Origin of the sequence: Corticibacter populi (assembly GCF_004217315.1) — a bacterium.
Lineage (GTDB): Bacteria > Pseudomonadota > Gammaproteobacteria > Burkholderiales > Burkholderiaceae_C > Lampropedia > Lampropedia populi.
This window is the reverse complement of sequence record NZ_SGWR01000003.1, coordinates 362,839-385,445: the sequence shown is the minus strand read 5'-3', so window position 1 is coordinate 385,445 and position 22,607 is coordinate 362,839. Positions and strand designations below refer to the sequence as shown.

The 22,607-nt window shown below is 63.9% G+C and carries 19 protein-coding genes; 3 read left to right on the top strand and 16 right to left on the bottom strand.

The features are described 5' to 3' along the window. Positions 1-32: 32 nt before the first annotated feature. Positions 33-1,193, bottom strand: a complete 1,161-nt coding sequence (locus tag EV687_RS12670) for a hypothetical protein (protein ID WP_165392826.1) — start codon at positions 1,191-1,193, stop codon at positions 33-35. A 44-nt stretch (positions 1,194-1,237) separates the two neighbouring features. On the opposite strand from EV687_RS12670, the gene EV687_RS12665 reads away from it, so the two are divergent. Beyond that, positions 1,238-1,780 (top strand): MgtC/SapB family protein, encoded by a 543-nt coding sequence (locus EV687_RS12665; RefSeq protein ID WP_122228963.1) that lies wholly within the window; start codon positions 1,238-1,240, stop codon positions 1,778-1,780. A 72-nt stretch (positions 1,781-1,852) separates the two neighbouring features. Here EV687_RS12665 and zapE read toward each other — a convergent pair whose 3' ends face one another. The 5 genes from zapE to EV687_RS12640 form a co-directional block, all read right to left on the bottom strand. Further along, entirely contained in the window at positions 1,853-2,950 is a 1,098-nt protein-coding gene (gene zapE, locus EV687_RS12660; RefSeq protein ID WP_122228073.1) for a cell division protein ZapE, read from the bottom strand. Positions 2,951-3,001: 51 nt separating this feature from the next. After that, entirely contained in the window at positions 3,002-3,448 is a 447-nt protein-coding gene (locus EV687_RS12655; protein ID WP_130466509.1) for a hypothetical protein, read from the bottom strand. Positions 3,449-3,674: 226 nt separating this feature from the next. Then, a complete protein-coding gene (gene lpdA, locus EV687_RS12650; RefSeq protein ID WP_122228079.1) occupies positions 3,675-5,102 on the bottom strand; it encodes a dihydrolipoyl dehydrogenase in 1,428 nt (475 codons plus the stop codon). 142 nt (positions 5,103-5,244) lie between these two features. After that, a complete protein-coding gene (gene odhB / locus EV687_RS12645; protein ID WP_122228082.1) occupies positions 5,245-6,459 on the bottom strand; it encodes a 2-oxoglutarate dehydrogenase complex dihydrolipoyllysine-residue succinyltransferase in 1,215 nt (404 codons plus the stop codon). A gap of 105 nt (positions 6,460-6,564) precedes the next feature. Then, positions 6,565-9,447: a 2-oxoglutarate dehydrogenase E1 component gene (locus EV687_RS12640; protein ID WP_122228085.1), complete on the bottom strand. Its 2,883-nt coding sequence runs from the start codon at positions 9,445-9,447 to the stop codon at positions 6,565-6,567. Between the two features lie 463 nt (positions 9,448-9,910). Here EV687_RS12640 and EV687_RS12635 point away from each other — a divergent pair, with 463 nt between their 5' ends. After that, on the top strand, positions 9,911-11,011 hold the full coding sequence (locus tag EV687_RS12635) for an AI-2E family transporter (protein ID WP_122228088.1): 1,101 nt from the start codon (positions 9,911-9,913) through the stop codon (positions 11,009-11,011). A gap of 103 nt (positions 11,012-11,114) precedes the next feature. Here EV687_RS12635 and EV687_RS12630 read toward each other — a convergent pair whose 3' ends face one another. Beyond that, positions 11,115-11,756: a CoA transferase subunit B gene (locus EV687_RS12630; RefSeq protein WP_122228091.1), complete on the bottom strand. Its 642-nt coding sequence runs from the start codon at positions 11,754-11,756 to the stop codon at positions 11,115-11,117. Positions 11,757-11,761: 5 nt separating this feature from the next. Beyond that, a complete protein-coding gene (locus tag EV687_RS12625) occupies positions 11,762-12,469 on the bottom strand; it encodes a CoA transferase subunit A (protein WP_122228094.1) in 708 nt (235 codons plus the stop codon). Positions 12,470-12,643: 174 nt separating this feature from the next. Here EV687_RS12625 and EV687_RS12620 point away from each other — a divergent pair, with 174 nt between their 5' ends. Then, positions 12,644-13,246, top strand: a complete 603-nt coding sequence (locus tag EV687_RS12620) for a PAS and helix-turn-helix domain-containing protein (protein WP_122228097.1) — start codon at positions 12,644-12,646, stop codon at positions 13,244-13,246. A gap of 30 nt (positions 13,247-13,276) precedes the next feature. Here EV687_RS12620 and lapB read toward each other — a convergent pair whose 3' ends face one another. From lapB to serC, 8 genes are all read right to left on the bottom strand, one after another. Then, complete coding sequence (lapB, locus tag EV687_RS12615; protein WP_122228099.1) at positions 13,277-14,425, bottom strand: lipopolysaccharide assembly protein LapB; 1,149 nt, start codon at positions 14,423-14,425, stop codon at positions 13,277-13,279. Between the two features lie 2 nt (positions 14,426-14,427). After that, on the bottom strand, positions 14,428-14,697 hold the full coding sequence (locus EV687_RS12610; RefSeq protein ID WP_122228102.1) for a LapA family protein: 270 nt from the start codon (positions 14,695-14,697) through the stop codon (positions 14,428-14,430). Between the two features lie 125 nt (positions 14,698-14,822). Then, positions 14,823-15,122 (bottom strand): integration host factor subunit beta, encoded by a 300-nt coding sequence (locus tag EV687_RS12605; protein ID WP_122228105.1) that lies wholly within the window; start codon positions 15,120-15,122, stop codon positions 14,823-14,825. A gap of 182 nt (positions 15,123-15,304) precedes the next feature. Further along, the gene (gene rpsA, locus EV687_RS12600) at positions 15,305-17,035 is read right to left on the bottom strand and encodes a 30S ribosomal protein S1 (RefSeq protein WP_122228108.1); all 1,731 of its coding nucleotides are present in this window, start codon (positions 17,033-17,035) and stop codon (positions 15,305-15,307) included. A 238-nt stretch (positions 17,036-17,273) separates the two neighbouring features. Further along, entirely contained in the window at positions 17,274-19,340 is a 2,067-nt protein-coding gene (locus EV687_RS12595) for a bifunctional 3-phosphoshikimate 1-carboxyvinyltransferase/cytidylate kinase (RefSeq protein ID WP_122228111.1), read from the bottom strand. 37 nt (positions 19,341-19,377) lie between these two features. After that, positions 19,378-20,250: a prephenate dehydrogenase gene (locus tag EV687_RS12590; RefSeq protein ID WP_122228115.1), complete on the bottom strand. Its 873-nt coding sequence runs from the start codon at positions 20,248-20,250 to the stop codon at positions 19,378-19,380. A gap of 27 nt (positions 20,251-20,277) precedes the next feature. Continuing rightward, entirely contained in the window at positions 20,278-21,387 is a 1,110-nt protein-coding gene (pheA, locus tag EV687_RS12585) for a prephenate dehydratase (RefSeq protein WP_122228118.1), read from the bottom strand. A gap of 93 nt (positions 21,388-21,480) precedes the next feature. Continuing rightward, positions 21,481-22,599: a 3-phosphoserine/phosphohydroxythreonine transaminase gene (serC, locus tag EV687_RS12580; protein ID WP_122228121.1), complete on the bottom strand. Its 1,119-nt coding sequence runs from the start codon at positions 22,597-22,599 to the stop codon at positions 21,481-21,483. Positions 22,600-22,607 lie beyond the last annotated feature (8 nt).

Genomic DNA, 22,607 nt, shown 5'->3' with positions numbered 1-22,607 from the left:
TTAATAAAAACTTCGAACAGCCAATCAATAAATTATGAACACGTGAAAGAAACGGATCGATATGCAACTTGCTGCTGTTGATAAGTAATTGCAGGAAGAAATAATGGATTCAATCCCATATTCTGACAATACTTCCTCCCTATCTCCAAGAATTTCACAGGATTTCCAGAAAACTCTTGTTCTCCGTCGCTGGGAACAGCAAGAATAAATCCAAACCAGCCGCGAGACACATAGAAATCCTGCAACATAAGTTCATCCGACATCTTTGCCATATGGTGCTTACCATCACTTTTAGATACACATGTGAAGCCAACATTTGCAGAGTATTTGCTATAAGATAGAAAAATCCCCACCGAATGTGATGAAGCACTCATATCACTTATAAATGCCGCAGCTCCCTTATTCTTACAATATTCTTCAGCCAAACGAGAGCCACTCGAAATGGCAATCAATTCTGATGAATATAAATTCTTTGTTGTTAGTACAAGTAATCCATTTGAAATAGATACATCCGCATCTTCTATATGGACATCCCCATCGGCCTGGGGAATTCGATGTTCACTCTGTCCTGCTGTCATAGCTGGAAGCACGGAATCGCCAGAACCAAAGGAATGACCACAAATCCTTTCTACAAACCTCCATAGAGGCGTTCCATAAGAGATTGTCAATTGCTTTCCATTACCTTGGAAATCAATAGTAGAAATTATCGTATCGTAAATTTTCCCATAATTATCTCCACGCCCCATGGTAGCGCATTGATATGTCCTAATTGCATAAAAATCAACATTATCAGAACCTTTTTGATAGACAAGAGAATAATCTTCGGTAATCAAAGATGGAGAAAATGCAACAACTTCAGAATTACTCAAAGGCATCACAAGAAAATCATTAGGGATACCTTGCCCATAAGCAAGGGGGCCAATTAACAAAGCCATTACAAAAAACAAAAACCGTTTTATCATAGAATCCCCCATCTTCTTGCCCACCAACAATGGATATACTAATGTCACATGTACTTGCAAATGCAATATATTTTCAATGATAAGATATCTATTCCTTAAACGCAAAATCCCATGATTTAAATCTGAAATAGACCTGCGGAATGGATGACTCCATCTGCGCTGCAGCATAAATATATGCATATCACTAACCGCTACTACTAATGACCACAATACCACACTTTCGTCGGGCACTTCTCCGACAGGGCCGGTAGCAGCGTAACGCTAGCATGTCGATCATGGACACCAACAACCTCTCCTGGCTGAGCCGCTTCATCGGCGCCGAATTCGCCGACATCAAGGACTGGCCGCAACTGGTGCGGCTGGTGCTGCGCGTGGGTCTGGCCATGCTGCTGGGCTGCATCCTCGGCTATGAACGCGAACGCCAGGGCAAGGCAGCGGGCCTGCGCACCCACATGCTGGTGGCCATGGGGTCGGCCCTGTTCGTGCTGACGGCGCAGCAGGCGGACATCGCCACCACCGACATGAGCCGCGTGATCCAGGGTCTGGTGGCCGGTCTGGGTTTCCTCTGCGCCGGCACCATCATGAAGCAGGGCGAAGCCACCATCAAGGGCCTGACCAGCGCCGCGGGCCTGTGGCTGACGGCCGCCATCGGCATGGCCTGCGGCCTGGGTCAGCAGCTCACGGCCATCTTCACCACCGTCATGGTGATGGCGGTGCTGACGCTGATTCCGCCATCCTGGCGGCATGACGGCGACCAGGAGAGGGAAGAGGAAGACATGAGACCTGGTCGAACACGCCCGCCCGGCGAAGGGGAATGAACCAGGCGCAGCCACCGCGGCAAACGGCAAACGGCAATCAGCAAGTGGCCTGGGCCACGACCCATGCTTGCCTCAGGTCAGGCCGGTATCCACCACCCGCTTGGGCAGCGCCAGGTATTCCTCGGACTGCATCTCGCCCAGGCGCGAGACGGTGCGGGGGAACTCGTGCGCCAGCGGCCCCTGCAGGTACAACTGCTCGGGTGGCACCTCGGCCGAGACGATCAGCTTGACGGCGCGGTCGTAGAGCACATCCACCAGCCAGGTGAAGCGCCGCGCCTCCGAGGCCAGGTTGACCGACATCTGCGGAATGTCCGAGACCAGCACGGTGTGGAACTGGTTGGCGATTTCCAGATAATCGTTCTGCGAACGCGGGCCGCCGCACAGCTGCTTGAAATCGAACCAGATCACCCCTCCGGCACGGCGGCGCGCCGGGATCTGGCGCGACTCGATGCGCATCACCGGCTCCTCGTCGGCCACCTCGGTCAGGCGCTCGAAGGCCTCGGTCATCTGCGCGTCGGCCTCCGGGCCATTGGGGCAATGGTAGAGCTGCACGTGCTGCAGCGTGCGGCGCCGGTAGTCGGTGCCGTTGTCGACGTTGATGACCTCCATGCGCGCATTCAGCAGCGCAATGGCCGGCAGGATGCGGTCGCGATGCAGGCCGTTGGGGTACAGGTCATCGGGACGGAAGTTGGAGGTGGTGACAAAGCCCACGCCGTTGTCGAACAGCGCCAGCAGCAGGCGATAGAGGATCATCGCGTCGGTGATGTCGGCGACGTGGAACTCGTCGAAGCAGATCAGCTTGTAGCGCTTGGCGATCCGCGCACCCAGCGCATCGAGCGGATCGCGCGTGCCCTGCAGCGCATGCAGCTCGCGGTGCACCTCGCGCATGAACTCATGGAAGTGCAGGCGCACCTTGCGCTGGATCGGCACCTCCTGGAAGAAGCACTCCATCAGAAAGCTCTTGCCGCGCCCCACCCCGCCATACATGTAGACGCCCTTGGGAATGTCCGGGCGGTTGACGAGCTTCTTGAGCCGGCTCGACCGCTTGCTCTTGTAGACGCCCCACTCATCGGCGCAGCGCTGCAGCGCGGCGACCGCGCGCAGTTGGGCCGGGTCGGCCTTGAATCCTTTGTCCTGCAAGGCTGCCTGGTAGGCCGCTTCCACACTCATGCGTCGTTCCTCTCCGCTTTGCCGGCTCCCCGGCACACCCGGTCATCGGCTTCAGAAGTCCCAGGCGAAATGCCAGCGCAGCCGCGCCGCCTGGGCCTGCTCGAGCACCTGCAGGTAGTCCCGCAGATCGGCCAGCACGCCATCGAGGTCCTCGAGGCCATCGGCATTCTCCTCGGCCAACTCGATCAGCGCCTGCACATAGGCCACCCCCTCGGAGGCCGCGAACCACTGGCCCGCAGGCTCGGCCGGTGCATCCTCGTCGTCATCGGGCGAGCCCTCCTCCCCGTCGAACGGATCGGCCTCGTCCTCATCCTCATCCTCATCCTCGTCCCACTCATCGAGCTCATCGGCTGCCTGCCCGACGAATTCGTCCGGCAAGGGCAACCCCGCCACCTCGCACAGGCCGGTGAGATCGTCGATGGCCTGGGCCACCGCCCGGCCCTCGACGAAAGTGTCGAAACCGGGCTCCTCCGCATTCAGCACGATATACAAGGCCATGGACATCTTGTCGCCCCCGCAATGCAGCCAATGATTGCAAAACCATGGCAGGACGGCGAACCAGGCCCCACCACGCCAGACAGCGCGCTATTTTCACACAAGCACACCCAGCCGGCATGACGTGTGCAAGAACAAGGGCCATGCCGGCACTGCCGTCATGGCCCTGGCATGCGGGGGCAAGCACACAGCCTGCGCCCGGCACGATGGATCCGGAGATCCCTTTCGGTCAGAAGTTCAGCGCACGCTTGTCGACAGCCAGTGCCGCTTCCTTGGTCGCTTCCGAGAGCGACGGATGGGCGTGGCAGGTGCGGGCGATATCCTCGGCGCTGGCCTTGAACTCCATCGCCAGCACGGCCTCGGCGATCAGCTCGGAAGCCAGTGGGCCGATGATGTGCACGCCCAGCACCTCGTCGGTGGCGGCGTCGGCCAGCACCTTCACGAAGCCGGTCGTATCACCCAGCGCGCGCGCGCGGCCATTGGCCAGGAACGGGAACTGGCCGGCCTTGTAGGCCACGCCCTCTTTCTTGAGCTGCTGCTCGGTGCGGCCCACCCAGGCGATCTCGGGGCTGGTGTAGATCACATACGGGATGGTGTCGAAGTTGACATGACCATGCTGGCCGGCAATGCGCTCGGCCACCGCCACGCCTTCTTCCTCGGCCTTGTGCGCCAGCATCGGGCCGCGCACCACGTCACCGACGGCCCAGATGCCGGGCACGCTGGTGCGGCAATCGCCATCGACCACGATGGCACCACGCTCGTCGAGCGCCACGCCCACAGCCTCGGGATTGAGACCCTCGGTGTTGGCGACCCGGCCGATCGAGACGATCAGCTTGTCCACCTTGAGCGCCTGGGCCTCGCCCTTGGCATCGGTGTAATTCACCGTCACCGCCGTCTTGGTGGCCTTGACTTCGCTGATCTTGGCGCCCAGCTCGATCTTCAGGCCCTGCTTGTCGAACACCTTCTTGGCTTCCTTGGCCACGGCGACATCGGCCGCCGGCAGGAATTCCGGCAGGCCTTCGAGGATGGTGACATCCGCACCGAGGCGCCGCCAGACCGAGCCCAACTCCAGGCCGATCACGCCCGAGCCGATCACGCCCAGCTTTTTGGGCACGCTCGCCAGCGCCAGCGCGCCGTCGTTGGAGAGGATCTGCTGCTCGTCGAAGGCGGTGCCCGGCAGCGCGCGCGGACGCGAGCCAGTGGCGATGATGACCTGCTTGGCCACCAGGGTCTCGGCGCTGTCGCCCGCGACCTGCACCTCGAAGCCGCCGTCAACCGCCTTGCCGAACGAGCCGCGGCCGGAGAAGAAGCTGACCTTGTTCTTCTTGAAGAGGTAGAGGATGCCCTCGTTGTTCTGCTTGACCACGGTGCTCTTGCGCGCTTGCATCTGGCCGACGTCCATGGCCAGCTTGCCGGTGGAGATGCCGTGCTCGGCGAAATGCTCGCGGGCATGCTCGAAGTGCTCCGACGACTGCAGCAGCGCCTTGGACGGAATGCAGCCCACGTTGGTGCAGGTGCCTCCCGGCGCCGGCTTGCCTTCGGCCGTCTTCCATTCATCGATGCAGGCCACGGAAAGGCCCAACTGGGCAGCGCGGATCGCGGCCACGTAGCCGCCGGGGCCGGCACCGATCACCACCACGTCAAAATTCTTGTTCATTGCGTATTGCTCCACTGTCTGGATGGGCCGCGCCCGCTTGTACGGGTACGGCAGCCATCGTGTTTCCAATCAAAAAACGCACACGCCGCCATGACTGGAGGACGTGTGCGCATGCATGCCGTCAAACCTGCGGAAAAACGGTTTACAGATCGAACAGCAGGCGGGCCGGATCTTCCAGCGCGTCCTTCATGGCCACCAGCGACAGCACTGCTTCGCGCCCGTCAATGATGCGGTGGTCGTACGACAGCGCCAGGTAGTTGATCGGGCGGATGACGACCTGCCCGTTCTCGACCACGGCACGCTCCTTGGTGGCGTGGATGCCCAGGATGGCCGATTGCGGAGGATTGATGATGGGCGTCGAGAGCATCGAGCCGAACACCCCGCCGTTGGAGATCGAGAAGGTGCCGCCGGTCATTTCCTCGATGGTCAGCTTGCCGTCCTTGGCCTTGGCGCCGAACTCGGCGATCTTCTTTTCGATCTCGGCGAACGAGAGCTGGTCGGCATCGCGCAGGATGGGTACCACCAGGCCGCGCGGCGAACCGACGGCAATGCCGATGTCGAAGTAGCCGTGGTAGATGATGTCGTTGCCATCCACGCTGGCATTGACAATCGGGTACTGCTTGAGGGCATGCACGGCCGCCTTGACGAAGAAGCTCATGAAGCCCAGGCGCACGCCGTGCTGCTTCTCGAACTTTTCCTGATACTTCTTGCGCAGCGCCATCACCGGGCCCATGTTGACCTCGTTGAAGGTCGTCAGGATGGCGTTGGTCGATTGCGACTGCAGCAGGCGTTCGGCGATGCGCGCGCGCAGGCGGCTCATCGGCACGCGCTGTTCTGGGCGCTCGCCGGCCACGGCCTGCGCCACGGGGGCGGCAGCCGGGGTGGGCGCTGGCGCGGCGGCCTTGGCGCCACCGGCAACCGCGGCCAGCAGCGCATCACCCTTGGTCACGCGGCCGTCCTTGCCGGTGCCGGCCACGGCGCTGGCGCTGAGCTGGTTCTCGGCCAGGATCTTGGCGGCGGCGGGCATGGCCACACCAGCCTTGCTGGCCGATGCGGGCGCGGCGGCGGCGGCAGCCGCCGGTGCCTCGGCAGGCGCCGGCGCAGCAGCGGCCTGGGCGGCGGTATCGATGCGGGCGATCACCTGGCCCGAGGTGACAGTGGCGCCGTCGTCTTCGACGATCTCGGCGATCACGCCGGCCGACGGTGCCGGCACTTCAAGCACGACCTTGTCGGTTTCGATCTCGATCAGGATTTCATCGGTGGCAACGGCTTCGCCGGCCTTTTTCTTCCATTGCAGCAGCGTGGCCTCGGCAACGGATTCGGACAGTTCGGGGACCTTGACTTCAATGATGGCCATGGGGAGTTCTCTCGGAATGTTGGGAAGAATGGATGTCTGTGTCTGTCTTATAGGCCATGCCGCCGGACTGGCCCAGAGGGACATCCCGGCGGCATGGCTGCGGCGTCACTTGGTCAGCACGAAGCCCTTGAGCTTGCCGAAGGCGGCATTGACCAGGCCCTTCTGCTGTTCCTGATGCAGGTGCGCGTAACCCACCGCCGGCGAGGCGGAGGGGGCGCGGCCGGCGTAGCCCAGCTTCTGGCCGTCGAGCATGTTCTCGTGGATGTAGTGCTGCACGAAGAACCAGGCGCCCTGGTTCTGCGGCTCGTCCTGGCACCAGACCAGCTCCTTGGCATTGGCAAAGCGCTTGATCTCGGCGGCGAAGGCCTTGTGCGGGAACGGATAGAGCTGCTCGACGCGGATGATGGCCACATCGTCGGCGCCCAATTCCTCGCGCTTCTTGACCAGGTCGTAATAGACCTTGCCGGAGCAGGCGACCAGGCGCTTGACCTTGTCGGCGCGCTCGAGCACGGCATCCTTTTGCTCGCCGATGACGGTGCGGAACTCGCCTTCGGTGAACTCGATGATCGGCGAGGTCGCGTCCTTGTTGCGCAGCAGCGACTTGGGCGTGAAGATGATCAGCGGCTTGCGCAGCGGACGCAGGACCTGGCGGCGCAGCAGGTGGAAGATCTGGCTGGCGGTGGTGGGCTGCACGACCTGGATGTTGGTGTCGGCCGACAGCTGCATGAAGCGCTCGATGCGCGCCGAGCTGTGCTCGGGGCCCTGGCCTTCGTAGCCGTGCGGCAGCATCAGCGTCAGGCCGTTGAGGCGCCCCCACTTGACCTCGCCGGAAGCGATGAACTGGTCCACCACCACCTGCGCGCCGTTGAGGAAGTCGCCGAACTGCGCCTCCCAGATGACCAGCGAATGCGGGTCATTGGAGGCATAGCCGTATTCGAAGCCGAGCACCGCCTCTTCCGAGAGGATGGAGTCGATCACCACGAACGGTGCCTGGTTCTCGGCGATGTTCTGCAGCGGAATGTAGATGCCTTCGTTGTACTTCTCGCGCTTCTGATCGTGGATCACCGAATGGCGGTGGCTGAAGGTACCACGGCCGCTGTCCTCGCCGGAGAGGCGGATCGGGTAGCCGCTGGCGACCAGCGACGCAAAGGCCATGGATTCGCCCATACCCCAGTCGACCGGGATTTCGCCACGGCCCATCGCGGCGCGATCGGCATAGACCTTCTTGACCAGTTGGTGCGGGGTGACGGACTCGGGGATGGTGGTCAACCGCTCGGCCAGTCGCTTCCATTCGGACAGCGGAATGGCGGTTTCGGCTTCGTCGGTCCACTTGCGGTTGAGGTAGGGCGACCAGTCCACGGCATACTGGCGCTTGAAGTTGGTCAGCACCGGATCGACCGTGTGCTTGCCCTGCTCCAGCGCGGCGCGGTAGGCCTGGGCCATCTCGTCGAGGCCCTGCGGCGGCAGCACGCCCTGGGCAACCAGCTTCTCGCCATAGAGCTTGCGGGTGCCGGGGTGGGCGGCGATCTTCTTGTACATCAGCGGCTGCGTCAGCGCCGGGGTGTCCTGCTCGTTGTGGCCAAGTTTGCGGTAGCAGACGATGTCCACCACCACGTCGTGACTGAAGGTCTGGCGGTATTCCAGCGCCAGCTGGGTAGCCAGCACCACGGCTTCCGGATCGTCGCCGTTGACGTGCAGCACCGGCGCCTCGATCATCTTGACCACGTCGGTACAGTACAGCGTCGAGCGGGTGTCGCGCGGATCCGAGGTGGTGAAACCGATCTGGTTGTTGATGACGAAGTGCACCGTGCCGCCGGTGCTGTAGCCGCGCGTCTGCGCCAGCGCCAGCGTCTCCTGCACCACGCCCTGGCCGGCAATCGCGGCATCGCCATGCACCAGCACCGGCAGCACTTGCTTGCCATGCGGGTCGTTGCGGCGGTCCATGCGCGAGCGCACCGAACCTTCGACCACGGGGTTGACGATTTCCAGGTGCGAGGGGTTGAAGGCCAGCGTCAGGTGGATCGGGCCGCCCGAGGTCGGCACGTCCGAACTGAAGCCCTGGTGATACTTGACGTCACCGGAAGGCAGGTCCTCGGGGGCGGTGTGTTCGAACTCGGCGAACAAGTCCTTGGGCATCTTTCCCAGGGTATTGACCAGCACGTTCAGGCGGCCGCGGTGGGCCATGCCGATGACCACTTCCTGCACGCCGGCCTCGCCAGCGGCATTGACCAGCGCATCCATCGCGACAATGAAGCTCTCGCCACCTTCGAGCGAAAAGCGCTTTTGGCCCACGTACTTGGTGTGCAGGAAGCGCTCCAGGCCCTCGGCCGCCGTCAGGCGCTCAAACACGTGCACCTTCTCCTCGGGCGTCAGCTTGGGATTGGTGCGGGCGCTTTCGAGCTTTTCCTGCCACCAGCGCTTTTGCGCCTGGTCGGTCAGGTACATGTACTCAGCACCGATGGTGGTGGTGTAGGTTTCGCGCAGCGCGTTCATCAGCTCGCGCAGCGGCATGGTCTCATGGCCGAAGAAGGTGTTGCTGGTATTGAACACCGTTTCCTGGTCGGCACTGGTGAGGCCGTAGAAGGCCGGGTCCAGTTCGGGGATGTCCGGGCGTGGCTGGCGCTTGAGCGGATCGAGATCGGCCCAGCGCTGCCCGACGTTGCGATAGGCGGCAATGATCTGCTGCACCGCGGTGCGCTTGCGCCCCAGTTCGGTATCCGCACCGCTGGCCACCACCACCTGCGTGTGGCCCTGGCGGGCACGCTCGGCAAAGGCTTCGATGACGGGCTGGTGGGGAATGTCGCGGCTGCTGCTGCCATCGACGGCCGGCGTGTTCTGCAGCGCGTCGAAATAGGAACGCCAGCTCTCGGGAATGCCGCTGGGGTTGCTCAGGTAGCTCTCGTACATCTCTTCGACGTAGGGAGCATTGCTGCCAAAAAGATAAGTATTACCCTGGTATTGATTGAACAGGGATGATGATTCGCTCATGATCCGCAGGACCTCCGCACTTCTTGAAAGTGCATTAGCTGGTTTAAGAAACCTTCCGCGACACGGCTTGACCGGATGGCGGATGCGACAGTGGCGTGGGGAAGGCGCCTTTGTTTGCAGTCGGCCATTGTGCCAGCGATCGGTCTGCACCGGGGCAGCGCTTCAGCTTATCACACCCGTAGAACAGGTTTATTGCGGGTTTTGCCTCCTAATCGCAACACGCTGCACTGCAGCATGGCGCACCGGGCCACCGCCCCGGCGCTGCTCGAGCCGCTTCATATACATTACGAGTCTGAAGAACTGTTCACGGTCTTCGCGAAGTCATGCGGCTGGTCGACGACACGCGCAGGCGAACCGCCCGGCGCGGTGTTGACCGCTGGCACTGCGGGTTGCCCCTGGCGAAGACCGTGAACAGGTTCCAAGACTTCCGGCCACCCGCGGCCCGCCACCTGCCCTTCAGACCATGAACAGCGCCACCTTGCAAAGCCGTGCCTTCATCGGCATCTTGCTTGCCGTCACCGCAGCCTTCTTCGTGCTGCTCAAGCCCTTCTACGCGGCGATCTTCTGGGCCGCCACGCTGGCGGTGCTGTTCTGGCCGATCCATCAGCGGGTGCTCGCACGCATGCCCGGCCGGACCAATCTGGCGGCCGTGCTGACGCTGCTGATCTGCCTGCTGATCGTCATCATCCCGCTGCTGCTGGTAACCACCTCGCTGGTGCAGGAGATCGTGGCGTTCTACAACCGCATCAACCGCGAGGAAAACAGCCTGCAGGGCTATTACGAACAGATCGTGGCGGCCATTCCGCCCCAGGTCTGGTCGCTGGCGCACCGATTCGGCCTCGATAGCTTCGCCGAGCTGCAGCCCAAGCTGTTCGACGCCATCAACCAAGCTGCACGCATTGCCACCACGCATGCGCTCAGCGTGGGCCAGAACACCCTGCAGTTCGGCCTGGCATTCGCGCTGATGCTGTACCTGCTGTTCTTCTTCTTCCGCGACGGCGCGTCACTGATGGCGCAACTGCGCCGCGCCATTCCGCTGGACAAGCGCCACCTCAACGACCTTTCGAGCAAGTTCAGCGCCGTGGTCAAGGCCACCGTCAAGGGCAGCATCGTGGTCGCCGCAGTGCAGGGCGCGCTGGGCGGGCTGATGTTCTGGGCGCTGGGCATCCAGGGCGCCATCCTGTGGGGCGTGGTGATGGCCATCCTGTCGCTGCTGCCTGCCGTCGGCGCCGGCCTGGTGTGGGCACCGGTGGCAATCTACCTGCTGGCCACCGGCTCCATCGCCAAGGGCGTCATCATGATTGTCATCGGGGTGGGCGTGATCGGCCTGGTCGACAACATCCTGCGACCGATTCTGGTCGGCAAGGAAACCAAGATGCCGGATTACCTGGTCTTGCTCTCGACGCTGGGCGGCATCTCGCTGTTCGGCCTCACGGGCTTCGTCGCCGGCCCGGTGATCGCCGCACTGTTTATCGCAATCTGGGCCATCTTCACGGCGCAGCGTCATCAGCACGACAACGATGCTGCCGGCCCTGGCGAAGCCGGCAGCACCGCGCCCGACTGAGCCATCGCGGCGACACACCACCGCACACCATGACCTGACAAAGGCCACGGCCGCTACTCGCGGCCGTGGCCTTTGTCATAGCCGGATGCGCTACCCCGGGGAGTCAGCGCAGCAGCGGCACTCCGGTCTTGGCCTGAATCTCCTCGAATCCGACCCCCTCCGCCAGTTCCACCAGGCGCAGGCCCTCGGGCGTCACGTCCATCACGCCCAGGTCGGTGATGATGCGGTTGACCACCCCCACGCCGGTCAACGGCAGCGTGCACTCGGGCAGAATCTTCAGATCGGTCGTGCCATCCTTCTTGCGGGCCACGTGCTCCATCAGCACGATGACGCGCTTGACGCCGGCGACCAAGTCCATCGCCCCCCCCATGCCCTTGACCATCTTGCCCGGAATCATCCAGTTGGCCAGGTCGCCACGGGCATTGACCTGCATGGCGCCGAGGATGGACAGATTGATTTTGCCGCCACGGATCATCGCGAAGCTCTGGTCGCTGCTGAAGATCGAGGAGCCTTGCAGCGTGGTCACGGTCTGCTTGCCGGCGTTGATGAGGTCGGCATCGACCTCATCCTCGGTCGGGAACGGGCCGATACCCAGCATGCCGTTCTCGCTTTGCAGCCAGACCTCGATGTCCTTGGGCACATGATTGGCCACGAGGGTCGGGATGCCGATGCCCAGGTTGACGTAGAAGCCGTCCTGCAGTTCTTTGGCGGCGCGTGCCGCCATCTGGTCTTTGGTCCATGCCATGGTGTTCAGTCTCCTGCCTTCGGGCTCACGGTGCGTTGTTCGATGCGCTTTTCCGGGTTCGGGTTGTGCACGATGCGGTGCACGTAGATGCCCGGCAGGTGCACGTCGTCCGGGGCCAGCGCGCCGTTTTCAACGACCTCCTCGACCTCGACGACGGTGATCTTGCCGGCCGTCGCCGCAGCGGGGTTGAAATTGCGCGCGGTGTAGCGAAAGCGCAGATTGCCCGAATGGTCGGCCTGGTAGGCCTTGACCAGCGCGATGTCGGCCACCAGGGCCCGCTCCATCACGTAGGTTTCGCCATCGAACTCGCGCGTTTCCTTGCCCTCGGCCACCAGCGTGCCCACGCCGGTCTTGGTGAAGAAGGCCGGGATGCCGGCGCCACCGGCGCGCAGCTTCTCGGCCAACGTGCCCTGCGGCGTGAACTCCAGCTCCAGTTCGCCGGCCAGATACTGGCGTTCGAACTCCTTGTTCTCGCCCACATAGGACGAGATCATCTTTTTGATCTGGCGGGTCTCGAGCAATTTGCCCAAGCCGAAACCATCGACGCCAGCGTTGTTGGAGATCACTGTCAGGTTTTTCACACCTGTGTCGCGCAACGCCTCGATCAGCGCTTCCGGGATGCCGCAAAGGCCAAAGCCGCCAACGGCCAGTGTCTGGCCATCGGCGACCACTCCCTTGAGCGCCTCAGCAGCCGAAGGATAGATTTTGTTCAAGGTCAGTCTCCCTGTTTTGAACCGTGTTTGAACCGTGGAATGGGAACCTGGCCCCGGCATCGCGGGGCACAAGAGATCGGGAATCCGCTTGCAACCCTTTTGATGATGGGCCCGTGAGCGGCTTCCGAGGATACTACGTAAAAAGATACGTAGTTTTTCTTAAAGGAAACCCCTATGTCGGCCCCATTGGCCCCATCCACCGACACCTCCAAGCCATTGCCGCACCTGGAGAATCTGGAGGACTACCGGCTCGCTTTCGAGATGGCTCCGGTCGGACTGGTGATCTCGCGCCACCGCCGCATCATCGACTGCAACCAATGGCTGTGCGAGATCTTCCAGACCTCCCGGGAACTGCTGCTGGGCCGCTCCTTCCTCGACCTCTACCCCAGCGCCGACGAGTTCGAGCGCCTGGGCGAACGCATCGCGCCCATCCTCAATGCACGCGGCCATTACTCGGACAGCCGCATCATGAAGCGCGCCAACGGCCAGTTCTTCTGGTGCCATGTGAGTGGCCGTGCCTTCGACCGCCGCAACCCCCATGCCGCCGGCATCTGGAGCTTCGAAGATATCAGTGCCCAGCGCCCGGTGGCGCAGCACAGTCTGACCGGCCGAGAGCGCGAAGTGGCAGCGCGGCTGCTCGAAGGCAAGACCTCCAAGCTCATCGGCAAGGAATTGCAGATCAGCCACCGCACAGTGGAAATCTACCGGGCCCGGCTGATGCGCAAGTTCGGCGCGAGCGGCACGACCGACCTGGTGCAGCGCATGCTGACCCAGTAGTCGCCGCCCGCCATCACCGCTTTACCGGCCCTACAGTTCCTCGATGCGGCGCGGCGGGAAGCTCTCCCAGCTCTGGCAACCTGGGCATTGCCAGAAATAGTGGCGGGTCTCGAAGCCGCATTGCACGCAACGGTAGCGCAGCAGCGGTTGGGCGGCTTTCTCCAGCATGGGCTGCAGGTCGGCGTGCGCCGGCTGATCCTCCAGCCAGCGTGCGGCCGCCACCAGCGATGGATGCTGGTGTAGATGGGCGATGTACCAATCGCTCGCACGCGGGTTGCCCTGCTGCTGCTCCAGCGCCACCAGCGCCAGCAGCACATCCAGGCTGGCCTGCTGCGCATAGTGCTGCTGCAGCATGGCGTGCGCGCGCGTGCGCTGATCGGCATCGAGCGACAGATTCACCAGCTTGCCGGCGAGCAGCGCCAGCGTCTCGGGTTCGGCATCGGCCAGATGCAGAATGGCTTCGATGCCATCGCGCTCGCACCCCTGCAGCAACAGCAGGTCCACTTGCTCGATGCGCGGTCGCACACCGGCCTGCGGCGTGGCCAGGGCCACATCGAGCAGGCGCTGTGCTTCGGCGTAATCCTTGCGCTGCATGGCGGTGCGGGCCTGCTCGCACAGGTAGTGCACCAACCGGCCCTGCAGCGCAGGCGGCAGCGGCTGCCCGTCCAGCGGGGTCATCTTATCGAGCAGCTGACAGGCCTGCGGCCAATCATGCACCCGCTCATAGATGTATAGCAAAGCGAGCCGCGCCTGCGACTCCAGCGCCGTGCCATCGAGTTTTTGCAGCGCCGCCTCGGCCCGGTCGAGCAGGCCGGCCTTGAGGAAGTCCTGCGCTAGGTCGAACTGTGCTCGGGCGCGGTCGGCGCCGCTCAGGTCGGCCCTGGCCAGCAGATGTTCGTGCACGCGCACGGCGCGGTCGTATTCGCCGCGACGCCTGAACAGGTTGCCCAGCGCGAAATGCAGCTCGACGGTGTCAGGATCGCTCTGCACCGCCTCGACGAACACGTCGATGGCCTTGTCCTGCTGCTCGTTGAGCAGGTAGGTCAGGCCCTGGAAATAGGTGCGCGGCGAACTGCGCTGCAGCATGCGCATCTGGCGCCAATCCAGCCGCGAGGCCAGCCAGCCCAGCACGAAGGCAATGGGCAGCCCCAACAGCAGCCAGCTCCATTCAAGTTCCATGGTCAGTCATGCTCCGCAATTTGAGTGGATGGAGTGCGCGCTGCGCCATCCAGCGCGGCGCGCCGGCGGCCATGCCGCCACCAGCGCGGCAGCACGGTCAGCAGGCCAACCGCCAGCCCCAGCGCAAAGGCGGCGAGCATGGCCAGTACCATCGGCCCGCGCCATTGCATGCCGAAGAACCAGTGCACCGTCACGTCGTGCTGGTTGTTCAGCGAGAAGGCGAACAACAGAAAGAAAATGGCTGCACGCAGCAGCCATACCAGGTATTTCATTTGGCAATCGTCCTGCCCGGCGAGGCCCCGCTCGAGATGCAGCGCATCATAGCCGAGTCCGGCTCAGCGCCGGTTCAAAGAACAGGCCAGAGGGGCCACAGTGCCGCCGAGGCATGCCATCGGGGTCAGTCGGCCGGCTGGCCGCCGGAGCGGTCCACGGCTTCGCGCAGGGCCTTGCCCGGCTTGAAGTGCAGCACGCGCTTCTCGGGCACTTCGACGATCTGGCCATTGCGCGGGTTGCGGCCAATGCGCGGCGCGCGGCGAGCGACGGAGAAGCTGCCAAAGCCACGGATCTCGATGCGGTGGCCCTGCTCCAGCGACTGTCCCATGCGCTCGAGGATGGCCTTGACGGCGTATTCGGCATCCGACTGGGTCAGCTGGTTGAAGCTGGCGGCAAGTTCCTCGACGAGGTCAGAACGTGTCATGGTATTTGGGGGAGCCCAAGGGCTCGGATGGGAGGTCGATCGGTCGGAAGCGCAGATGAAAAGGGCCACCCTCTCGGGCGGCCCTTTTCATGCGGGAGATGCCGGCAGGCCACATGGTTTGCAGCAACGCCTGCCGGCGCTCGTCACGCAGGCCTGTTCAAAGGCCTGCGCGGCAGGGCCGCTTACTTCTCTTCGGCTGCGTTGCTGTCGAGCTTGGCCTTGAGCAGTGCGCCCAGGCTGGTCGTGCCGGCATGGGCCACGGATTGCTGCGACAGGTGCTCCATGGCTTCATGCTGATCGGCGGCATCCTTGGCCTTGATCGACAGCTGGATGCCACGGTTCTTGCGGTCGATGCTGGTGATCACGGCAGTGACCTCATCACCTTCCTTGAGCACGTTGCGGGCATCTTCGACGCGGTCGCTGGAGATGTCCGAAGCGCGCAGGTAGCCGACGATGTCCTCGCCCAGATCGATCTCGGCACCCTTGGCATCGACCGACTTGACCTTGCCGGTCACGCTCTGGCCACGGTCATTGACCGAGGCGAAGGTCGTGAACGGATCGGCGTCGAGCTGCTTGATGCCCAGGCTGATGCGCTCGCGGTCCACGTCCACGGCCAGCACCACGGCCTCGACTTCCTGGCCCTTCTTGTAGTTGCGCACGGCGGCTTCGCCGGGCTCGTTCCAGGACAGGTCCGACAGGTGCACCAGGCCGTCGATGCCGGAAGGCAGACCGACGAACACGCCGAAGTCGGTGATGGACTTGATCGGGCCCTTGACGCGGTCGCCGCGGTTGGTGCTCTGTGCAAAGTCCTGCCACGGGTTGAGCTTGGTCTGCTTCATGCCCAGGCTGATGCGGCGCTTGTCCTCGTCGATGTCGAGCACCATGACCTCGACTTCGTCGCCCAGCGAGACGATCTTCGAGGGCGCGACGTTCTTGTTGGTCCAGTCCATCTCGGAGACGTGCACCAGGCCTTCGATGCCGGGCTCGAGCTCGACGAAGGCACCGTAGTCGGCGATGTTGGTGACCTTGCCGAACAGGCGGGTGTTGGCCGGGTAGCGGCGCGAGACACCGACCCACGGATCTTCGCCCAGCTGCTTGAGGCCCAGCGAAACGCGGTTCTTCTCGGCGTCGAACTTGAGGACCTTGGCGGTAATTTCCTGGCCGGCCTGTACCACTTCGCTGGGGTGGCGCACGCGGCGCCAGGCCATGTCGGTGATGTGCAGCAGGCCGTCGATGCCGCCCAGGTCGACGAAGGCACCGTATTCGGTGATGTTCTTGACCACGCCGTTGACGATGGCACCTTCATGCAGCGTCGCCAGCAGTTTCTCGCGCTCTTCGCCCATCGAGGCTTCCACCACGGCGCGGCGGCTCAGCACCACGTTGTTGCGCTTGCGGTCGAGCTTGATGACCTTGAATTCCAGGGTCTGGTTCTCGTACGGCGTCAGGTCCTTGACCGGACGGGTATCGACCAGCGAGCCCGGCAGGAAGGCGCGGATGCCGTTGACCAGCACCGTCAGGCCGCCCTTGACGCGGCCGGAGGTCGTGCCGGTGACGAATTCGCCCGATTCCAGGGCCTTTTCCAGTGCCAGCCACGAAGCCAGGCGCTTGGCGGTGTCACGCGAGAGGATGGTGTCGCCGTAACCGTTCTCGATCGAGCCGATGGCCACCGACACGAAGTCGCCAACCTGGACTTCGATCTCGCCTTGGTCGTTCTTGAACTCATCGAGCGGGATGAAGGATTCGGACTTCAGGCCGGCATTGACGACCACGAAGCTGTGCTCGATGCGCACCACTTCGGCAGTGATGACTTCCCCCGGGCGCATCTCGGTGCGCTGCAGGGACTCTTCGAACAAGGCGGCAAAAGATTCAGACATGTGTTTCCTTTTCCGATGACCGGTTTCCGCCAGCACCATTGCTGGACGTTTCTATCTCGATCACCGGGGGGCTTGCGCTTCGCTGCCGGCCATGCATTGGCGCAGGCGCTGGGCGCGGGTTGCTTGGGTGAAAAACCAGCCGAGGAACAAGGCCGCGAGCTGGGCGGGCTTCGCCAGGAAACAGCCAGCAGCACAACCGGCCTCACCTCTCCAATCCATCATCCATCGGCGCGCTGCGGCGGCACAGGCTGCCAAGGCAGCTGCGGCGCCCGCAGGTTCACGGACGGGAAGATTCGGAGAAGGGCCTGCGCTCCTCCCACCAGGAAAGCACCTGGCGGGCTGCCGCCTCGATGCCGATGTCCGAGTTGTCCAGGGACAGGGCATCCACGGCGGGCTGCAAGGGAGCGACGGCGCGGGTGGAATCCCGCAGGTCGCGCGCGTGGAGTTCTTCGCGAAGGGTCGTCATATTAGCGGACAACCCTTGCGAAATCAACTGTTTATAGCGGCGCTCGGCCCTTTTTTCGGCACTGGCCGTCAAAAACACCTTCAGCGGCGCTTGCGGGAACACCACGGTGCCCATGTCGCGCCCGTCGGCCACCAGCCCGGGCAGGCGCGCGCGGTCGCGCTGGAACTGCAGCAGCGCATCGCGCACGGCCGGAATGGCCGAGATCAGCGAGGCATTGCGGCTGCCTGTGTCGGAGCGGATCTTCAGGCTGATGTCCTCGCCGCCGAGCAGAATGGTCTCGCCCACGAAGGCCACGTCCATCTCCTGCACCACCTGCGCCAGTTCCGGCGCATGATCGGCATGTAGCGGTATGCCACGCGCACAGGCGGCATAGCCGGCAATGCGGTAGAGCGCGCCCGAATCGAGCACCGCGTAACCGAGCTGCGCAGCCACCGCCGCGGCCAGCGAACCCTTGCCCGAGGCGCTCGGGCCATCGATGCAGATCACCGGTACCTGCCCCGGCAGGGCCTGGACCACGCCGAACAGCGTCTCGAAGTAATCCGGGAAGGTCTTGCCCACGCAACGCGGATCCTCGATGCGCACCGGCAGGCCGGCGGGATTGAAGGCCGCCAGCGAAAAACACATCGCCATGCGGTGGTCGTCATAGGTGGCGATGGAGGCGGCGCGCCAGCCGCCGCGGCCCGCGCCTTCGCCCGCGTTCACGCCCGCCGCCGGCGGTGTGATGGCAATCCAGTCCGGGCCGCTCTCCACGCGGGCACCGAGCTTGGCGCATTCGGCCGCCATGGCGTCGATGCGGTCGGTCTCCTTGACCCGCCAGCTGCCAATGTTGGTCAGGCGCGTCGTGCCCTCGGCATACAAGGCCATAACCGCCAGCGTCATGGCGGCGTCGGGGATGTGGTTGCAATCCAGCTCGATGGCCTGCAGTGGCCAGCGGCCGCGCTGCACGCGCAGCCAGTTGGGACCGCTCTCGATTTGCACACCCATTTGCGCCGCCGCCTGGGCAAAACGGATATCGCCCTGGATCGAGTCGGCCCCCACGCCCTCGATGGTAATGCTGTGGCCCTGCCCCGCATCGCTGGCGATGCCGCCGAGCGCCAGGAAGTAGCTGGCCGACGAGGCATCGGCCTCGACATGGATCTGTCCCGGCGAGCGATAGGCACTGCCAGCCGGGATGGTAAAGCGCTGCCATTGCTCGTTGTCCACCTGCACCCCAAAGCGCGCCAGCAGTTCGAGGGTGATGGCGATGTAGGGCTTGGAGATCAGCTCGCCTTCCACCTCGATGGTGTAGGCGCGCTCGGCGGCCAGCAACGGCAGCGCCATCAGCATGGCGGTGAGGAACTGACTGGAGACATCGCCACGGATGGCCAGCCGCGTGTGGCCTGCTCGCCGTGCCGGATCGGCCGCGCGCAGGCGCAGCGGCGGAAAGCCTTCATTGCGCAGGTATTCGATCTCGCAGCCAAGCTGACGCAGCGCCTCGACCAGATCGCCAATGGGACGCTCCTGCATGCGCGCCACGCCGGTGAGTTCGTACACCTGCCCATCGCCGAGCAGCAGGGCCAGTGCCGCCGTCAGCGGTCGCATCGCGGTACCGGCATTGCCCAGGTGCAGGCTGGCCTGCGCAGGCATGGCGTCGGGCTGCAGGCCGGTGATGCGCAGCACGCTGCCTTCGCGCTCGATGCGGCAACCCAGCATCTGCAGCGCCCCCAGCATGGCGTCGGTGTCGTCGGAGGCAAGCACATCGCACACCTCGGTGGTCGCTCCCTGGCACAGCGCCGCCAGCAGCAGCACGCGGTTGGAAATGCTCTTGGAGCCGGGCAGACGCACCACGCCATGGGCGCCTTGCAGCGGCGGGATGTCCAGAAAGGGAATGGTGTACATGAATGAGACTGGGTAGCGGTAATGGCAGCCGGCTGGATCAGGCGCCCGGCTTCCACTGCGCGCGGGCATCGCTGGCGCGGGTGATCAGCTTTTCGAGTGCCTCGGCATCCTCGGCGTGCAGCACGCGCTGGAAATCCTGCAATGCCAGCACCAGCTGCCGCAGTTGCCCGGCCACCTCGCTGCGATTGGCCAGCAGCACATCGCGCCAGAGGTGCGGGTCGCCGCCGGCAATACGGGTGAAATCACGGAACCCCGGCCCCGCCAGGCTCAGCAGACGGGCCGCCTCGGGCTGGCCCAGCAGACCATTCATGTAGGCGAAAGCCACCATGTGCGGCAAATGGCTGACGGCCGCCATGGCGGCGTCGTGTTCGGCAGGCGTCATCACGCTCACGCGACCGCCCAGCGCCTCCCAGAGCTGCTGGGCCTGGCGCAGCTTGTCGACACTGGTGGCCTCGGTGGGCGTGAGCACCACGCGTGCGTCCCGGTAAAGCTGCGCATCGGCAGCATCGACGCCGGCCTTCTCCTTGCCGGCGATGGGGTGCGCCGGCACGAAGTACTGGGCGTTCCAGCCCAGCGCCTTGGCCGCCGCATCCACCACGTCCTGCTTGGTCGAGCCGACATCCATCGTCAGCACATCGGGCCGCACGAACTCGCGGATGGTCTTGAGCATCGCACCGGTGGCCGCCACCGGCACCGCCAGCAGGATCAGGTCGGAGCCGGCGCAGGCCTGCAAGGCCGACTTGGCCTCGGTATCGATCACGCCACGCTGACGCGCGCGCAGCGTGGTCGAGGGCGACTTGCTATAGCCCACCACCTGCTTGACCAGCCCGGCCTTCTTCATGGCGAGCGCGAACGAGCCGCCCATCAGCCCGCAGCCGATCAATCCCAGTTGCTTGAATACAGTGACCATGCCCTCCCCCTCTTGAATCGGCCGGTATCAGTCCTTGACCGGATAGGCGCCCAGCAGCTTGAAGAACGCACTGAGCTGGCGCAGCTCCTTGAGCGCCTCGGCCACATGCGGCTGCGATGGATGGCCGTCGATGTCGATATAAAAGTAATACTCCCACTGGCCGGTGCGTGCCGGCCGCGACTCGAAGCGCGTCATCGACACGCCATGCTTCTTCAGCGGCGTCAGCAGGTCATGCACGGCGCCCGGGCGGTTCGGCACCGACAGCACGAGGCTGGTGCAGTCACGGCCCGTGGCATCCGGCATGGCCATGGTCTGCGGCAGGCAGATGATGTCGAAACGGGTGCGGTTGTAGGCGTCGTCCTGGATGGCGGGTGCGACGATGTGCAGGCCGAACTGCGTGGCCGCGCGCTCGCTGGCCAGACCCGCCCAGGCCGGATTGGTGGCCGCCAGACGCGCGCCCTCGGCGTTGCTGGAGACCGGACGGCGCTCGGCATGCGGCAGGTGCTTGGCCAGCCAAGCATGGCATTGGGCCAGCGCCTGCGGGTGCGCCAGCACCGCTTCGATGCCTTCGAGGTCGTTCTGCAGCCGCAGCAAATTGTGGCGCACCTGCAGGCTGACCTCGCCGACCACGTGCACCGGCGAGTGCAGCAGCAGATCGAGCGAGCGCGTCACCACGCCCTCATTAGAGTTCTCCACGCCCACCACGCCGAATTGGGCATTGCCGGAGGTGGTGACATGGAACACCTCGTCGAAGCTGTTGCAGTAGACGATGTCGGCCGCGCCGCCGAAGTATTCGACCGCCGCTTGCTCGCAGAACGTGCCGGCCGGCCCCAGCACCGCCACGCGCTGTGGCGACTCCAGCGCCAGACAGGCCGACATGATCTCGCGCCAGATCGCCGAGACATGGCCTGCCCGCAGCGGCCCATGGTTGGCGCGCTGCATCTTCTCGATGACTTGTGCGACGCGGTCAGGCCGAAAATAGGTGCTGCCCTCCTGCTTCTTGAGCTCGCCCACCTCCTGCGCGACCCGGGCGCGCTGGTTCAGCGTATCGAGCAACTGGCGGTCCAGCGCGTCGATGCGATCGCGCAGGACCAGCAATTCGGGAGTGGCGGCGGGCTCGGTGGATGGCGTATTCATGGGGCAATCGGATTCTGAGATCGGGGCGGGGAGGACGGACCATCCTGGCTGCCGACCCGGTGCAAGGGGCCGCACGGCTCGATGGCAGCGGGATCAGGCGGCGCTCTTCTCGAACTCCCGCAGGTAGTCGATCAGCGCATCCACGCCCGCCTCCGGCATGGCGTTGTAAATACTGGCGCGCATGCCGCCGACGGACTTGTGGCCCTTGAGTTGCAGCAGCCCACGCGCCTTGGCGCCGGTGAGAAAGTCGGCGTTGCGGCTTTCGTCGGCCAGGAAGAACGGCACGTTCATGCGCGAGCGCGCCGTCGGCGCGACCGTGTTGCGGTAGAAACCGCTGCCGTCCAGATAGGCGTAGAGCTTGGCGGCCTTGCGGATGTTGCGCGCCTCGATCGCGGCCAGGCCCGTGAGATCACCTTCCTGCTGGCGCAGCACCCAGTCGAACACCAGCCCCGCGACGTAGATGCCCCAGGTCGGAGGGGTGTTGTACATGGACTGGTTCTTGGCCACCAGTTCGTAGTTGAAGGCGCTCGGGCAGATCGCCAGCGCGTGCCCGACCAGGTCCTCGCGCACGATGACGATGGTCAACCCCGAAGGCCCCAGGTTTTTCTGCGCGCCAGCAAAAGCCAGCCCCACGCGGCTCCAGTCAATCGAACGCGAGGCGATGTGCGAGGAACAATCGATCACCAGCGGGATGTCGGCGCCCAGGGCCTTGAGATCGGGCAGTTGCTGGTATTCGATGCCGTGGATGGTCTCGTTGCTGCATATATGCAGGTAGGCCGCATCCCGGTCGATCTGCCAGCTGGCCGGGTTGGGAATCTCTGTGAAGCCACTGGCCTCGGCACTGGCGGCCACGCGGGAAGTGGCGTACTTGCCGGCCTCCTTCTGCGACTTCTGGCTCCAGCTTCCGGTGAGCACGAAATCGACCACACCGGCGCGCGAGAGGTTCAGCGGCACGATGGCGTTTTCGCCAATGCCGCCACCCTGCATGAAAAGGATCCGGTAATTCTGCGGCACCGCCAGCAGCCTGCGCAGGTCGCGTTCGGCCTTCTCGTAGATCGAGATGAATTCGGCACCGCGGTGACTCATCTCCATCACGCTCATGCCACTGCCGTGCCAATCGAGCATTTCGGCGGCAGCAGTCTGCAGCACCTCTTCAGGCAGCGCGGCCGGGCCGGCGGAGAAATTGAAGGGCCGTGGAGTCGGTGTGGTCATGGTCAGGT

Bases quoted from the DNA above. Each gene is read 5' to 3' on its own strand.
- EV687_RS12665 (WP_122228963.1), top strand. From the start codon at position 1,238: ATGGACACCAACAACCTCTCCTGGCTGAGCCGCTTCATCGGCGCCGAA.
- zapE (WP_122228073.1), bottom strand. From the start codon at position 2,950: ATGAGTGTGGAAGCGGCCTACCAGGCAGCCTTGCAGGACAAAGGATTC.
- EV687_RS12655 (WP_130466509.1), bottom strand. From the start codon at position 3,448: ATGGCCTTGTATATCGTGCTGAATGCGGAGGAGCCCGGTTTCGACACT.
- lpdA (WP_122228079.1), bottom strand. From the start codon at position 5,102: ATGAACAAGAATTTTGACGTGGTGGTGATCGGTGCCGGCCCCGGCGGC.
- odhB (WP_122228082.1), bottom strand. From the start codon at position 6,459: ATGGCCATCATTGAAGTCAAGGTCCCCGAACTGTCCGAATCCGTTGCC.
- EV687_RS12640 (WP_122228085.1), bottom strand. From the start codon at position 9,447: ATGAGCGAATCATCATCCCTGTTCAATCAATACCAGGGTAATACTTAT.
- EV687_RS12635 (WP_122228088.1), top strand. From the start codon at position 9,911: ATGAACAGCGCCACCTTGCAAAGCCGTGCCTTCATCGGCATCTTGCTT.
- EV687_RS12630 (WP_122228091.1), bottom strand. From the start codon at position 11,756: ATGGCATGGACCAAAGACCAGATGGCGGCACGCGCCGCCAAAGAACTG.
- EV687_RS12620 (WP_122228097.1), top strand. From the start codon at position 12,644: ATGTCGGCCCCATTGGCCCCATCCACCGACACCTCCAAGCCATTGCCG.
- lapB (WP_122228099.1), bottom strand. From the start codon at position 14,425: ATGGAACTTGAATGGAGCTGGCTGCTGTTGGGGCTGCCCATTGCCTTC.
- EV687_RS12610 (WP_122228102.1), bottom strand. From the start codon at position 14,697: ATGAAATACCTGGTATGGCTGCTGCGTGCAGCCATTTTCTTTCTGTTG.
- EV687_RS12605 (WP_122228105.1), bottom strand. From the start codon at position 15,122: ATGACACGTTCTGACCTCGTCGAGGAACTTGCCGCCAGCTTCAACCAG.
- rpsA (WP_122228108.1), bottom strand. From the start codon at position 17,035: ATGGTGCTGGCGGAAACCGGTCATCGGAAAAGGAAACACATGTCTGAA.
- EV687_RS12595 (WP_122228111.1), bottom strand. From the start codon at position 19,340: ATGTACACCATTCCCTTTCTGGACATCCCGCCGCTGCAAGGCGCCCAT.
- EV687_RS12590 (WP_122228115.1), bottom strand. From the start codon at position 20,250: ATGGTCACTGTATTCAAGCAACTGGGATTGATCGGCTGCGGGCTGATG.
- pheA (WP_122228118.1), bottom strand. From the start codon at position 21,387: ATGAATACGCCATCCACCGAGCCCGCCGCCACTCCCGAATTGCTGGTC.
- serC (WP_122228121.1), bottom strand. From the start codon at position 22,599: ATGACCACACCGACTCCACGGCCCTTCAATTTCTCCGCCGGCCCGGCC.